The 16,010-nt window shown below is 43.0% G+C and carries 11 protein-coding genes; 9 read left to right on the top strand and 2 right to left on the bottom strand.

The features are described from left to right. Window positions 1-23: 23 nt before the first annotated feature. Both NCI00_RS17810 and NCI00_RS17805 read left to right on the top strand, forming a co-directional pair. Entirely contained in the window at window positions 24-2,069 is a 2,046-nt protein-coding gene (locus tag NCI00_RS17810) for a tetratricopeptide repeat-containing sensor histidine kinase (protein ID WP_253529725.1), read from the top strand. Continuing rightward, window positions 2,066-3,883 (top strand): tetratricopeptide repeat-containing sensor histidine kinase, encoded by a 1,818-nt coding sequence (locus tag NCI00_RS17805; protein WP_253529724.1) that lies wholly within the window; start codon window positions 2,066-2,068, stop codon window positions 3,881-3,883. Before NCI00_RS17810 ends, NCI00_RS17805 begins: the two co-directional genes overlap by 4 nt. Here the strand turns inward: NCI00_RS17805 and NCI00_RS17800 are convergent. Beyond that, complete coding sequence (locus NCI00_RS17800; protein WP_166558247.1) at window positions 3,880-4,527, bottom strand: response regulator; 648 nt, start codon at window positions 4,525-4,527, stop codon at window positions 3,880-3,882. The genes NCI00_RS17805 and NCI00_RS17800 overlap by 4 nt on opposite strands. Before the next feature lie 221 nt (window positions 4,528-4,748). Between NCI00_RS17800 and asnS the strand changes: the two genes are divergently transcribed. From asnS to NCI00_RS17775, 5 genes are all read left to right on the top strand, one after another. Continuing rightward, window positions 4,749-6,200, top strand: a complete 1,452-nt coding sequence (gene asnS, locus NCI00_RS17795; protein ID WP_253529723.1) for an asparagine--tRNA ligase — start codon at window positions 4,749-4,751, stop codon at window positions 6,198-6,200. 95 nt (window positions 6,201-6,295) lie between these two features. Further along, window positions 6,296-6,616, top strand: coding sequence for a DUF3467 domain-containing protein (locus NCI00_RS17790; RefSeq protein ID WP_114068221.1), 321 nt, complete (start codon window positions 6,296-6,298; stop codon window positions 6,614-6,616). A gap of 46 nt (window positions 6,617-6,662) precedes the next feature. Next, complete coding sequence (locus tag NCI00_RS17785; RefSeq protein WP_253529722.1) at window positions 6,663-7,526, top strand: bestrophin family protein; 864 nt, start codon at window positions 6,663-6,665, stop codon at window positions 7,524-7,526. 87 nt (window positions 7,527-7,613) lie between these two features. Beyond that, entirely contained in the window at window positions 7,614-8,534 is a 921-nt protein-coding gene (locus tag NCI00_RS17780; protein WP_166558250.1) for an aspartate carbamoyltransferase catalytic subunit, read from the top strand. Window positions 8,535-8,563: 29 nt separating this feature from the next. Next, entirely contained in the window at window positions 8,564-10,312 is a 1,749-nt protein-coding gene (locus NCI00_RS17775; RefSeq protein WP_253529721.1) for a family 43 glycosylhydrolase, read from the top strand. Window positions 10,313-10,412: 100 nt separating this feature from the next. Here NCI00_RS17775 and NCI00_RS17770 read toward each other — a convergent pair whose 3' ends face one another. Then, entirely contained in the window at window positions 10,413-12,986 is a 2,574-nt protein-coding gene (locus NCI00_RS17770) for a phosphoenolpyruvate carboxylase (RefSeq protein WP_253529720.1), read from the bottom strand. A gap of 243 nt (window positions 12,987-13,229) precedes the next feature. Between NCI00_RS17770 and NCI00_RS17765 the strand changes: the two genes are divergently transcribed. Both NCI00_RS17765 and NCI00_RS17760 read left to right on the top strand, forming a co-directional pair. Further along, window positions 13,230-15,299 (top strand): ComEA family DNA-binding protein, encoded by a 2,070-nt coding sequence (locus NCI00_RS17765; protein ID WP_253529719.1) that lies wholly within the window; start codon window positions 13,230-13,232, stop codon window positions 15,297-15,299. A gap of 104 nt (window positions 15,300-15,403) precedes the next feature. Continuing rightward, the gene (locus NCI00_RS17760; protein WP_253529715.1) at window positions 15,404-15,919 is read left to right on the top strand and encodes a hypothetical protein; all 516 of its coding nucleotides are present in this window, start codon (window positions 15,404-15,406) and stop codon (window positions 15,917-15,919) included. Window positions 15,920-16,010: the final 91 nt, after the last annotated feature.

Here is a 16,010-nt window from a genome sequence, read left to right as displayed (position 1 = left end):
TATTCTACAATCAATGGAAGTCGATGAAGAAATGTTTGTTTTGCTTTTGCTGTCTTTGCTTTTCGGCTCACGCCCAAAAAACCGATTCCCTGCTAAGGGTATTGGCAAAAACAGCGGCGGATACCCATAAAGTAAACGTTTTGTACGACCTAGGACGGGCTTTTTGGCTTCAGGGAAACGATTCATTGGGAAAGATGTACTGTAATCAATCAGTGCTACTAGCGCAAAAACTTCATCATTTACGCGGCGAAGCCAAAGCAAGGTTACAATTGGTTCGAATTGAAAATGAATACCTTACCGACCTAAACACCGCTTACGCCCACCTCGACGCTACCTTAAAAATTGCAAAATCTCTTCCTGATAAATCATTGGAAGGGCAAGTGTATTTTCGTCGGGCCCAACTGTATGAGAGTTTTTTCGAGAAACAACCACAGGTGAACCAACTGCTTAACCAGGCCTTACGATTATTTATTGAAACCAATGATAAAGTCTGGCAAGGTACCGTGTATGCCGAAATGGCTATTTTGCTCATCAGCGACGGTAAATACGCCGCCGCCATAGACTTGATGCTCAAGGCGCGCAGACTTCAGGAAGAAACCAATGACCTGATGGCCTTGCGCTCTACCATTCCCAATTTAGGGAGTTTTTACCGCGAAATGGGCCGCTACGAAAACGCCTTGGCTTGCTTCAAAGAAGCCGAAGTTATTGCCCAAAAACTCAATGACGAACGCCTACGTGCGTACATTTTTAGCCAACGCGCCGAGATTTTTGAAAATCAGGGTAAATACAAAGAAGCACTGGATTCGTATCAACGCGCGGCCAAAATCCACGAGGTTTCGCAAGCAACTCAGTGGTTGCCAAGAGCGTACGGACGAATTGGCGGGGCGTATTTTAAATTAAAAGAATACGAAAAAGCACTTAAATACACCCGTGCTGCCGACAGTTTATACAAAAGCCAAATAGACTCCAACGAATCCTTGGATCACCTTTCACAAATCAATTTCGGCAAGATTTATTTGGTTTTTAAACAATACCAAAAAGTGATTTCGTACGCACAAACTGGGCTGGAATGGGCGGCAGGTTCGGAGCCACCACTGCGCAAGGAAATGGCCGAATACCACCGTCAACTGGCCCAAGCCTATGAGTCATTGGGGCAATCTCAAAAGGCTCTTTTTCATTTTAAAAACTATAAAGCCGAGTCAGATAGTATTCTCAACAACGAGGCGCTCCAGAAAATTACCGTTTCTTCGATGACCTATGAATTTGAGAAACAACAGCAAGCCAACAAACTTCGCATTCAAACCCTTGAAAACACGCAACTTACTCAAACGCGCAACATTCTTATTGGGCTTTCTCTTTTGGGAGTATTAGGGTTTGTGTTTGTGTTGTGGTCCAATCGTAGGTTAAAAACCAAAAATGAAGAACTCAAAACCAAAAATAGAGAAATAGAGGAAGCGCTTTTCAAAGGACAAAAAATTGAACGCAAACGAGTGGCTTCCGAACTTCACGACAACCTCAACACCAAACTTGCCGCCGTCAGATGGCATTTGGAAGCCATGCAAGCCGAAGACTTTAACCCTTTTAACCAAAAGATTCACAGTCGGTTGATTGACATGGCCAATGATGTTTATGCTGATGTTCGGCTAATTTCGCACAATATGCTCCCAGCCGAACTAGAAACCCACGGACTGGTCTCTGCTTTACAAAAATTGGTGGAAAAACTGAACGTAAACACCAAAACCGAATTTCATTTTGTAGCCGATGCAGGCCAAACGCGCCCTCCGTCGCAGGTAGAACATGAGCTTTACAACATCGCACTGGAATTGGTCAATAACGTACTTAAACACGCCCAAGCCACAGAAGTGTGGATAAGTTTGAGCCAAACCGAAACCCAACTCTCGCTGACCGTCAGCGACAACGGCGTTGGAATGCCCACCGAAAGTCAATCGGACGGAATGGGAATGCAAAATTTACAAAACAGAGTGGATGTTTTAGCTGGAAAGTTAACGCTTGACAGTTCGCCCGAAACTGGCACCAAAGTGAGCGTTGAAATACCTATTCTATTATGAAAAAAACCGTATGCTTCCTTCTTCTTTTTCCCTTTTCCTTGGGTTTTATGCAGGCCCAAAACCCGCTGCTAGACAGTCTTATCCACCACATAAACGACTTATCCACAAAAAAGGCTTCTATCCAACGCGATACCAACATTATTCTGAGTTTGAGCTTACTGACCGAACGCTCACTTAACATGGGCGATTCTCGTAATCAGTTTTTTTTGGATTCGTTACAGCGTTTTACAAAAAAAACCAATTGGCCCAAAGGCTTAGGTTTACATGAACGGGCTTTGGGAAAACAAAACGACGTAAAGGGAAATTATACCGAAGCGCTCAAGCATTACACCAACGCCATTCAACTCCTCAAAAAAGCAGGAGGCGATTCGTTTGAACTGGCGTACGCTTACGTATTGGCCGCTTTTGTTTTGAACAATAATGGATTGACAGACAAATGCCTTGAGATGCTGAATGAAGCCCTACCTTATGCCAAAGCCACTAAAAACAAAAACAATCTGTGCTGGATTTACGATTTTCTGGGCGACTATAATTACTATGATTCATTTGGTGTCAGGAATTACAAAAAAGCCCTGTTTTACTATAAAGAAGTAGAAAAAAACATTCCCTACACCACCAGCCCAACGCTAAAAGCCGATAATCCGCATTGTCTGGCCAATGTGTACATGAAACTAGGTGACGAAAAAAAAGCCAATGACTACCGCGACAACGCCTTACGCATTGCCAAACAGTACAACAACCGTGTCGTCATTTTTGCGACTTACGCCGATTTAGCCGACATTTATGAACAACAAAAATCGTACGAAAAAGCCCTCGAATACCGCAAAGCTAGTCTTGAATATGCCCAAAAATCAGGTTGGAAAGAAATGGAATCGCGGGCCGAAAATTACATTTATCAAACTTACAAGCACATAGGCGACTACAAAAATGCCCTCAAATACTACGAACTTCATAAAACACACGAAGACAGTTTAGGTCGATTTTCGGTCCAGAAAGCCTACGCCGAACTTCAAACTAAATACGAAGCCGAAAAACAGCGATTGCGTATCACCGATTTAGAAAAAGAACAGTTAATTCAAACCCGAAATTTTCTAATCGGGCTTTCTGTCTTAGGTGTATTGTTGACTGGTTTTATTTTCTGGTCAAACCGTAAGCTAAAGGCAAAGAATCAACAACTAAAAACCAAAAACCGCGAAATTGAAGAAGCACTTTTGAAAGGACAAACAATTGAAAGAAAGCGAGTTGCGTCAGAACTTCACGACAATCTAAACACCAAAATAGCCGCATTACGCTGGCGTTTGGAAGCCCTTGATACCTCAAAATATCCCGAAGCTGACCAAAAAATCCACGCGGGCCTTCTCCAAACCCTCGAAGATGTGTATGCCGATGTACGGCTTATTTCGCATAATTTGCTTCCGACCGAACTCGAAACACAGGGGTTAGTAGCAGCATTGCAAAAATTGACCGAAAAACTCAACGGCAATGCTAAGACTGTTTTTCATTTAGTCGCCAACGGAATAACCGAACGCCTTAATCCCAAAATTGAATATCAATTGTACAGCGTTGCCTTAGAATTGGTCAATAACGTCCTCAAACACGCCCAAGCACAACAAGTTTGGATAAGTATTTCACAAAACGATGAAATAATAAGCCTGACCGTCAGCGACGACGGCAGGGGCATGTCAAACATTGAAAAAGCCACGGGCGTGGGCCTACGCAATATCAGTGCCCGCGTAGAAGCGTTGAACGGAACTTGGCTGATTGACAGTAAGCCTACGACAGGCACCAAAGTTACGATCGAAGTTCCCGTTTAAACCAATTTATGCCTGACGGCGTACTTAATGATTCCGATGGAATTTTTTACGCCCAATTTGCGAAGAATATTATGGCGGTGGGTTTCAACCGTGCCTACACTGATAAAAAGATGTTCGGCGATTTCGGAGGTGGAAAGTTCTTGCGCAATGAGCCGAATGATTTCTAATTCGCGCGCCGTAACCGCAATTGGCTCGCCAGGCACTTCGTTCGAAGGGGTAGAAGCCACCGCTGCTGGGCTCAACAACTCTTTCATGACGGCTTCGCTAAAGTACTTTTCGCCGCGAGCAACGGTCGTCAGCGCTTTTTCCAACTCTGCCCGATTGGCCTTTTTCATGACATAGCCCGAAATACCCGCCTGAAATGCCTGACGAATGTTATCGGCATCTTCGGATACAGTTAACATCAAAATTTTTAAATCGGGAAATTTATCCCTGACCTGTAACGTAAGCGCCACGCCAGTAAGGTAAGGCATACTTAAATCAGTCACCAAAATATCTACCTCGTGGGTCTCCAAAAAGCCCATTACTTTGCGACTATCGTTGAGCGTACCAACCACTTCCATATCAGAAATGGTCGAAATAAGCAGCGAAAGACTATCCAATACAATCTGGTGGTCGTCGGTGATGAGTACTCGAATAGACATTTTCCATAAAACGTTAGGGTTATTCAAATGTAAAAGAAGATTTCGTTAAACCCAAAACCTTGATTTCAAAATGGTTCCTTCTTTGCCGAACCACTTTAAAACCCTAATTTTGCAGCCTTTAATTCATTCTTGTCGTTCTGAAAGAACCTAAAACTACGTCTAAGAGTGTTTTAGATGCTTACAACACGACAATTAAAGCAATCACTACTAAAATTATAAACGTGGGTCCGATACAGATTAAACAGATTCTTTCAGAAGCCAACGTCGGCAGCGAAGTCGTTGTCAAAGGCTGGGTACGTACCAAACGCGAGAGCAAAAACGCCATTTTTATTGCCCTCAACGACGGTTCTACCATTCATAATATCCAAGCCGTAGCCGAGCCAGGCCAAATCAACGAAGAAACACTCAAGTTGATAACTACTGGCTCGTGTCTGAAAGTAACGGGAAATTTGGTTGAATCCGTCGGCTCGGGGCAAGCCGTGGAAGTGAAGCTCACCGACGTGCTCGTGTATGGTACAGCCGACCCAGACGTGTATCCGTTGCAACCCAAAAAGCATTCGTTGGAATTTTTGCGGGAAATTGCGCACCTGCGTCCCCGAACCAATACCTTCAGCGCGATTCTACGTATTCGTCACGCGTTGGCGTTTGCCGTTCATAAATATTACAACGACAACGGTTTTTATTACCTACACACCCCCATCATCACCGCATCTGATGCTGAAGGGGCGGGAGAAATGTTCCGTGTAACGACCTTAGACTTGAATAAATTGCCGCGTACCGACGAAGGCAATATTGATTTTAAAGAAGATTTCTTCGGACGCGAAACCAACTTGACCGTTTCAGGACAATTGGAAGGGGAATTAGGTGCCATGGCATTGTCTAAAATTTATACGTTTGGACCCACCTTCCGCGCCGAAAACTCCAACACTACGCGCCACTTAGCTGAGTTTTGGATGATTGAGCCCGAAATGGCTTTCTTCGAGCTAGAAGACAACATGAACTTGGCCGAAGATTTTGTAAAATACGTTATCCGCTACGCCCTCGAAAACTGCGCAGATGATTTGAATTTCTTACAAAAACGCCTCGAAGAAGAAGAAAAATCAAAACCTCAAAACGAGCGTTCTTTGCCTTTGTTGGAAAAACTTCGTTTCGTGGTTGAAAATGCGTTTGAGCGCATTACGTATACCGAAGCGATTGACATTTTGATGAAATCCAAGCCGTTTAAAGAGAAAAAATTTCAGTACGAAGTGGCATGGGGCGTGGATTTACAATCAGAACATGAGCGGTTTTTGGTCGAAAAACACTTCAAGAAACCCGTCATTCTGACCAATTATCCACGGGCCATCAAGTCGTTTTACATGAAACAAAACGAGCAAACGGCCAACGAACCCGGCCCCACTGTACGTGCAATGGACGTGTTGTTTCCGGGTATCGGCGAAATCATCGGCGGCTCGCAGCGCGAAGAAAACTACGATAAGCTAATCACCCGTATGCATGAAGTGGGCATCGAGCCAGAATCAATGTGGTGGTTTTTAGAAACCCGTAAATTCGGAACTGCTCCGCACTCTGGCTTTGGCCTGGGCTTCGAGCGTTTGATTCTTTTCGTGACGGGCATGACCAACATCCGCGACGTGATTCCGTTTCCTCGTACCCCAAAATCGGCAGAATTTTAGACCCAACTTTTCAGAAGTTATTGATAAACAAAAAGCACTTTCGTCAAGAGGGTGCTTTTTTAGTTATTTTTGCCAACAATAAACCAAATACCCTTATGCTTGACAATAAAAACGAGCCCGAACAGCAAATCAACGTCGAAATTTCGGAAGAAATGGCCGAAGGTGTCTACTCAAACTTGGCCATGATTGCCCATTCAAACAGTGAATTTATCTTGGATTTTATTCGCATGATGCCCGGCGTTCCGAAAGCCAAAGTAAAAGCCCGGGTTATCTTGACGCCCGAGCACGCCAAGCGATTACTAGCCGCCCTCAAAGATAACATCCGTAAGTACGAAGAAAACTACGGCGATATTCGCCATTCAGAAGACCCTGACATTCCTTTTATGAACTTCGGTGGACCGATGGGAGAAGCCTAGTATCAAACGTCCACAGAATTTTTCCTGAATACAAATACGCTGAATTATGATCGGGTACAATCCTAAAGATTGGTGGAAACTGATTTTTGCTTTTCACCGCAGTGATACATTTCGGTTTTTACTGCCTGGCATTGCTGGCGTAGCCGCTTACACGGGCGTGGTGGCTTACGTTGAAAACGATGTGTTTCATGCATCTTTCAAAAACACGACCGTTGTTCACTCTTTGGTAGGTTTTGTGCTTTCGATGCTGCTCGTTTTTCGTACCAACACCGCCTACGAGCGTTGGTGGGAAGGGCGCAAATTATGGGGGAGCTTTGTTAATAACTCCCGCAATTTAGCCCTCAAATTACACGCGTTTTTACCCAAAGACAGCGTCAAAAGGGAAACATTCAGGGTATTGATTATCAATTATATATTTGCCGCCAAAGAGCATTTACGTACGGGGGTTCACGTCAAAAAACTAGCCCAAACTGGCCCTTATGATACTGATTTCTATAAACAAAAAAAACACGTTCCTAATCAAATCATGGGGGCTATTTATCAGGAAATCAACAACTTGTATCATAACCAAAGTATTTCGGGTGACCAGCTCATTGTTTTAAATTCCGAACTTCAATCTTTCACCGACAACCTAGGCGGCTGTGAGCGCATCAAACGTACTCCAATTCCTTATGCTTACAGTCTCTTTTTGAAAAAAGTGATTTTTCTGTACGTTTTTACCATGCCCATCGGCTTTGTCATTGAGTTTAAGTATTGGGCCATTCCTATCGTTGCCATAATTTTCTACGTTTTTGCCAGCATTGAGGTCATTGCCGAAGAAATCGAAGATCCTTTCGGAACAGATGCCAATGATTTACCGACAGATATTATTTACGAAACCATCAAAGACAATCTTGAAGAGATACTTTAATTCCGTTTTTCAAGGTTTTTATGGCTTACTATTTCGCAAACTTGCAGGGTTTTGTACCTTTGCAAAACTTTCTTAGTGCTTCTGACTATGTCACAACTTTCTGTACGGCACCTTTTGGGCATCAAAAACCTCACCGAATCAGACATTTACAGTATTTTAGATACCGCTGCTCAGTTTAAAGATGTCATCAATCGCCCCATCAAAAAAGTACCTTCGCTCCGAGATGTAACCATCGCCAACGTTTTTTTTGAAAATTCTACCCGAACACGATTATCGTTTGAGCTGGCCGAAAAAAGGCTTTCGGCCGATGTAGTCAATTTTTCTGCTTCGGGCAGTTCTGTCAAAAAAGGGGAGACGCTTTTGGATACCGTTAACAACATTTTGGCGATGAAAGTCGACATGATTGTCATGCGGCATAGCAGCCCCGGAGCGCCTCATTATTTGTCCCAACGGATTCCCGCCAACGTAGTCAATGCTGGCGACGGTACGCACGAACACCCTACGCAAGCATTGTTGGACGCTTTTTCTATTCGAGAAAAAATTGGAGATTTAGCGGGCAAAAAAATCGCCATCATCGGCGATATTCTGCATTCACGCGTGGCGTTGTCCAATATTTTCTGCCTTATAAAATTAGGCGCTGAGGTGCGGGTTTGTGGACCCACAACGCTCATTCCCAAATATATATCTTCATTAGGGGTACAAGTAAGTCACAACGTCAGAGAAACCCTTCAATGGTGCGATGTGGCCAACGTACTGCGTATACAGTTGGAACGCTTACAGGTAAAATACTTCCCAAGCTTACGCGAATACTCGTTGTATTTTGGCATTAACAAAAAAATGCTCGATGAGCTCGACCACGAGATTCTGCTGATGCACCCTGGGCCAATCAACCGAGGTGTGGAACTTACTTCCGACGCGGCCGATTCCCGTCAAAGCATTATCTTAAATCAAGTTGAAAACGGAGTAGCTGTAAGAATGGCCGTGCTTTATCTGTTGGCGCAACAATAGTCGTTGCCGCCCAGATAAAACCTATGCGCATGAAAAAGTTCTTTTTCAGCTTTATTTGCTGCATTCTTTGGGCAAATTGGAGCTTGGCTCAGTCCAAAACCTACTGCAATCCTATCAATTTGGATTATGGTTTTACCCCCATTCCCAACTTTTCAGAAGCGGGTCGTCATCGCGCCACCGCCGACCCCCTGATTGTCAATTTCAAAGGGAAATACTTCTTGTTTTCTACCAATCAATGGGGCTATTGGTGGAGTGATGATTTGTCAAAATGGAATTTTGTAAGTCGAAAATTCCTGTTGCCACACAACAAAGTCTACGACGAACTTTGCGCGCCAGCCGCGTGGGTCATGAGCGACACTCTGTACGTAATCGGCTCCACGCACACCAAAGAGTTTGCCATTTGGAAAAGCACAAATCCGACCGTTGACGATTGGAAAATTGCCGTGCCAGCATTTGAAGGTGCCGCATGGGACCCTGCATTTTTCTATGACGACGACAAGCGGCTCTATTTATACTACGGCTCCAGCAATACTTATCCGCTTTATGGGTGGGAAATCAATCCTAAAACATTACAACCCATCGGTGAACGGAAAGAATTGGTTCGCCTCCATGATGACCAACACGGTTGGGAACGTTTTGGCGATTACAATGACAATATTTTCCTAAAACCCTTCATCGAAGGCGCTTGGGTTGATAAACATAACGGTAAATATTATTTTCAATATGGTGCGCCGGGTACGGAGTTCAACGGCTATGCCGACGGGGTTTACGTTTCAGATAAACCCCTTGGGCCTTTTACATATCAAAAACACAATCCATTTTGCTATAAACCAGGCGGTTTCATCAGAGGAGCTGGCCACGGAGGTAGTTTCAAAGACAATTTTGAAAACTGGTGGCACATTACGACGGGTGTAGTGACGGTTAAAAATAACTTTGAACGACGTTTGGTTTTGTTTCCAACGGGTTTTGATAAAGAAGGAATCATGTATTCCAACACGACTTTCGGCGATTACCCGCACACATTGCCCAATGGTAAGGTCGACCACTTAAAAAGCCGTTTTACAGGCTGGATGTTGCTCAATTACAATAAACCTGTGCAGGTTTCCTCTTCATTGAGCGGCTTTGCCGCCAATTACGCCGTTGATGAAGACATCAAGACCTATTGGAGCGCCTCTACTGCCAACAAAGGGGAATGGATTCAGAGCGATTTGGGCGCAATTTCTACCGTCAATGCCATTCAAATCAACTACGCTGATCAGGATGTAGATTCCATGTATCTTGGCAAATTCACCAATATTTATCACCAATATCGACTTTGGCACTCATTAGACGGCGAAAAGTGGCAAATTTTGGTCGATAAAAGCCAAAACCGTACCGATGTTCCGCATGATTATGTTGAATTGCCGAAGCCCGTTGAAACCCGTTTTATCAAACTGGAAAATATTCACATGGCCACGGGCAAATTTGCCATCAGTGGGTTGCGCGTATTTGGAAAAGGGAAAGGAAATGTACCAAAATCAGTAAAAGGATTTATTGTATTGCGGCAAGAAGATGATAAACGGAATGCGTGGCTGAAATGGTATCCAGAAAGCGGTGCGCAGGGATATAACATTCACTTTGGCATTGCGCCCGATAAACTGTACAGCAGCATTATGGTGTACGGCAAAAACGAGTATTACTTGAAAGCCATGGATAAGAGTACCACGTACTACTTTTCAATCGAGCCTTTTAATGAAAATGGAGTAGGTCAGAGAACAGAAGTGATGAAGGTGGAATAATCTGTTTTTGGAAAGCCTTGGAAAGTTTTAAAAACTTTCCAAGGCTGAAATAAACCTTCCCGAAAGTTTTGAAACTTTCGGGAAGGTGAGTAAATACTAACTACGCCGAATTCCGCGCGGCGTTGATGATTCCAAACATGGCACGCATCACCAACTTACTGTAAACATCCACTTCTGCCGCAGGTAAATCTGCCGATTGAAGCTTTTGGAGGGCATATTGTTGAATCGTCATCAGCGGCAATACAATACGCTCACGTACAATGATGGACTCTTTTGTGACGGGATTCTGATTCATCAATTCTTTTTCGCCCGAAAACTCCAGCATCAGATTGATGCTTCGCTCGTATTCTTCAAACATCATGTTCCAAAGCGTACTAAATTCAGGATTTTCCTTGAGGTATTTTGTAGCGGGATAATACGCCTTCATCAGTGATTGCATGGAGTTTTCAACGAGCGTACGTACGAACAGCGAACGCTTGTATAACTTCTTTAACGCGTCCATTTTACCGTTTTTCTTCAATGTTTCGAGGGCAGAACCAAATCCGTAAAAACCTGGAACATTTTGCTTCATTTGTGCCCATGAGCCTACAAACGGAATAGCCCGTAAATCCTCAAATTTGAGTCCACCGCCACTGCCGCGTTTATCGGGGCGGCTCCCAATTTTGGTTTGTCCGTAAAAACGAAGCGGCGTTATTTTCTCCAAATACGGTACAAACGTCTTATGGTTTTTCAATCCTAAGTAGGCTTCATACGCCACGTTAGCCAGTTCTTCCATTAGGGCCTTATCGGCATCAGAAAGCTGGTCTTTGGTGTTTTTAGCCATAAAAAGATGATTTTCAAGCCCCGCCGTAAACAATCGCTCCAGATTGTACATAGCTGTTGGAACAGTTCCATAATTTGAACTAATGGTTTGTCCCTGAACGGTCAGCTGAATTTCTTTGTCTTCGATGTCTTTACCCAACGACGCATAGAATGCATGGTTGTTTCCACCCCCACGGCCTGGAGGGCCTCCGCGACCGTCGAAGAAGGTAACTTTGACGTCGTACTCACGCGAGATTTTGGTCAATTGTTCTTTAGCCGTAAAAATTGACCAGTTAGCGCGCAGGTAGCCTCCGTCTTTCGTTCCGTCCGAAAATCCAACCATGATGGTTTGCTGATTTCCACGTCGGGCCAAGTGTTCACGGTAATATTTGTTCTCAAACAATTGCTTCATTACATCGGCCGCGCCCGCCAAATCGTCGACAGTTTCAAACAACGGAACAATGTCAACACCGATTTCGGTCGTTTTCCAGACGTTTTTCATCAACGCCAATACTTCTACCACGTTTAAAGCACTGGCGCAGTTACTGATTACATAACGATGTGCCCCTGATTCTCCGTTGCGGCGCTGTATTTCACGAATCGCTAACATTGAACCGTAAATATCCTGCGTGATAGGGTCATGGAAATCAGACTCAGTCAACTCTACCTGCAACGAAAGCAAAAAGTCTATTTTACGTTTTTCGTCCCAACTTTGATAATCGGTATACGTAAATACGGGTACCTGTTTCTCAATTTTGGTCAATACTTCTTCCCACGCCAAAGAATGTTTTGGGCTTACTTGACGAATATCTAAACTCGCAAAAAAGAATCCAAACAGTTTAATTTTTAGAATGGTATCATCAAGCGAATCCACAAAGAAGCTGTCGTGGTGTTTTACCAGAACTTCTCTGGCTTGTTGTAAATCACTGAGCAATTCTTCGGCGGTGGCATAATGTTCCTGCTCAGGATAATAAATAGCATTATTAACTTTTCTCTCTGCGGTAGCAATAAAATCCTCCACACCATCAAAAGTTAACCGGCGCTTTAGGTATTTTATATCACGCCAATAACATTTAAGCAGAATCTGTCGCAGGCGGTCGGCTACTTGCAAGGTCACATCAGAAGTGACAAACGGGTTGCCATCACGGTCTCCACCCGGCCAAAAACCTAACCGGAAAAGCTCAGTGTGCTGCCATTTATTGATGGGGAAATTAAGCCCTTTCAATAGTTTTTTCATAATGGCGGGAATCGCTTCGTAGAACACATTCTCCAAAAACCATCCCAACGTCAAGGCTTCATCAAAAGGCGTCGGTTTATTTTTATTGATAAACCCTGTCTTGCCCAATTGAAGGAGCAAATTATTGACCGTTACAAAATCATTGTCCTTGATGGCTTCCTCTAAATCGGTGATAATACCCAATACTTTTCCTGGATAAAACTGGGTAGGGTGGGCCGTCAAAACGATTCTCACGCAAAAATCATCCAATTTTTTGAGCAGTTTTTCACGCAGGTCATCACTGTCTACACGGTTCAGAAGTTGCGTAATGGAGCCTGGGCCATTCAAATCGTGCGTTTGGTCAAAACCAGCGTCTTCTACAGAATCAAACAAAACTACCTGACGCTCAATAAATTTGATAAAATTGAAAAGCATATCTCGCCTTTCGTGCTCGGTTGCATGTTCGGTATATTCTTCAAAAAAAGACTCAATGATTTGTTGCGGGCTGTTTCCTGCTTCAAATCCCTCTTCGCTGGCCTGAACAAGCAGTGGTAAGAGTGTTCCTGTTCGAAAAATGTCATGAAACGGTAGACTCAGGAACAAGCTGTTGAAGATATTATACTTCGTTACAACAGCGTCTTGATAAACGTTTGGCATTGTGGGTTATTTATTAAGGTGGGTAATGAGAAGCGAAGAAAGAAAAAAAATTGTACATTTTCAAGAAAACACCTTAAATATCGCTTACATATTTATAATTAACCAGTATTAGCGTGACTTTCAGGCTAAAATAGCTTCCAAATAACAAAGCAGGAGAATGTACAGGCATTGAGTCTATTCACTACAATTTGTTAGCTTATGGCCCTATTTGTAACCAATAGATTGATTGTAAGCTATTTATGTATGCCAATTGTTAGCATACTATTTTTTACTTATTCAACATCTCAAACACACGCCCAGGAGTTTCGTCGACGAGAAATTGACCCTAATTCAGTGGTTCAAAATTTGCTTCCGATTCAGTCAGAAGACCTAAACTACAATGAAGTATACGAAAATCTGATTCAACTATATACCACTCCGCTTGACCTTAATACCTGCACCAGAGACGACTTATCCTCGACTTATCTTCTTAATGAACGTCAAATAAATAGCTTTTTTGCCTATCGTGAGCAATTAGGGAAGTTGGTCTCCATTTATGAGTTGCAAGCCATTCCTACATTCGACTTGCCAACGATTTATAAAATACTGCCCTTTGTTACGGTCATTCCTGACAATAAACTGTTATGGAACGATTTGACGAATCCAACCGACCACTATTTATTAATTAGAACCGAACAATCATTGGAACAAAAACGGGGTTTTACCAACGATGTTCCAATTTCGCGGGATGGGGTGCCTCAACGCTTTGAAGGAAGTTCTACACAATGGTACGCCCGGTATCGGTATAGCAAAAGTAGAAATTTTAGTCTTGGTTTTACCCTGGAAAAAGATGAAGGTGAAGCCTTTCGATGGCAACCTTCTCAACACCGTTACGGGCCAGATTTTATCTCTTTTCATGCACAAATACAAAATAGAGGACGTATCAAAAACCTCGTTGTCGGTGATTATCAACTACAAATCGGGCAAGGACTAATTTTCTCAGCGGGTTTTTCTTTGGGAAAAGGCATGGAAACCGTTTATACCATTCGACGACCTACCACAGGTGCGCGGCCCTATTCTTCTGTTACAGAATCAGGCTTTTTTCGAGGTACTTCCTTCACGTATACATTGACCAAAAGGCTTCAATTAACGGCTTTGTATTCGAGAGTACGTCGAAGCGGCAGCGTAAGTATTTCCAACGACTTGACGGGCGAGGAGGTAATCAGTACTTTACAAACTGATGGTTTACACCGTATTCCAAATGAGCTGGCCATCCGCGCCAATGTCGTTGAACAAAATGCGGGAGCGCATTTACTGTATCAATTTCCTCGCGGAGAAATTGGCGGTACGATGCTTTTTACCCACTTTAGCCAGCCGCTTCAACGTGCAGTGGCGGTTCGGAATGAGTATGAATTTAAAGGAATACAGAATCTCTTAACGGGTGTTCATGGCAACTATCTTTGGCATAATTATAATCTTTTTGCCGAGGTTGCACGTTCCCAAAGCGGCGGGGTAGGGGCAGTGGCAGGACTTCTGGCCAGTATTAGCAAACGTTGGGATGCGACGTTTTTATTTCGACATTTTGATAAAAACTTTCATAGCTTCTATTCAAACGCGTTTAGCGAAAGCAGCCGTAACAGCAACGAAACTGGTGTATACATCGGCGGTAAGTATACAATTCATAAGAAACTTAAAGCTGGGGCTTATGTTGATGTTTATCGATTTCCGTGGTTTCGATATTTAGTGGATAAGAAACCCACCTACGGCTATGATTTTTTAGTGCAGGGAACATGGACTCCCAGCAAAAAATGGGCTTTTTACGCTATTTATCGACAAGAACAAAAAGAACACAATATTGCCTCTAAACTATCCAAACAGAAATTCGTAACCAACACTAATCGACATCAACTTATCTTGAATACTGAGTACAACGCCTCTAAAATTTGGTCTTTTCGAACCCGTCTTCAAGGAAGCACATTTGCCTACAAAGATTTCAAAGTAGACAAAGGCTGGATGATGTTACAAGAAATAAACGCTGATTTCGGCAAGATTTCGGCATTGCTTCGATTGTCAATTTATAATACCGACAGTTATGATTCTAGGCAATATGCCGTTGAGCGTGACGTACTTTATGCCGTTTCTATGCCTGCTTATTATGACTATGGTTTCCGTAATTTTCTCCTTATTAGATACACTCCCCATGCTCGCACCGATATTTGGATTCGATTTGCACGTACCGATATGCCCAATCAAAAAACACTGAGTTCTTATGTTGATGAAATCGATGCTTCACATCGTTCAGAACTAAAATTACAGGTCAGGCACCGCTTTTAAAAAAGCAATCTGGTATCTACTTCAAGATTGGCATAACTTTTGATAGACCCTTTTCGCTAAGGTTATAAACCTAAGTACTTGTTTATCATCAGTTTCCCACTCGTATGAAGCATATATATAAATTTGCAGTTTTAACTTTAACCATTTCAGTGTCTTTAGCTTGGGTTCTTAATTGTACCAGTTTTAATGAAGTACAACCGCCCCCTCAACTCGCCAATTTCGATAATTTTAATATTATTACCTCTGAGTGGGTGGCCGCAGATCAATGGGTTGCAACCAGTGTTTTTGGACTTCCCGCAAGAGCCTGTGAAATTAATCAATACCGACTTACCAATGACCTACTAGAAAAAAGTCAGTTATATGTCTATTCAAAAATTGGTGATAACATCCGCCCTTTACCATTTACAACAAACACCTCAACCGCCGAAATACGCTATGACTATACCGTTCCTAAATCCTCCCAACTGCGTATAGTAACGATTGGACTGAAAGGAAAATTTACACCCGCAGAAGAACAAAAATATCGCTATGTACTGATTCCTAATTCATTAGCAAAGAAAATACCAGTGAATATGGGTAACTACGACGAAGTAAAGTGGGCTTTTCATTTAAATGATTAATTCCACATTCTTTTTTTAGAATTTTAGTAAAATTGCCTATACTTGCCACCAACGTGCCACGTATAGGCAATTTTGGCTTTACGCCTAAACA

The organism is Runella salmonicolor (assembly GCF_024158025.1).
GTDB lineage: Bacteria > Bacteroidota > Bacteroidia > Cytophagales > Spirosomataceae > Runella > Runella salmonicolor.
The sequence above is the reverse complement of the archived record's forward strand: the minus strand, read 5'-3'. Positions and strand labels throughout refer to the sequence as shown.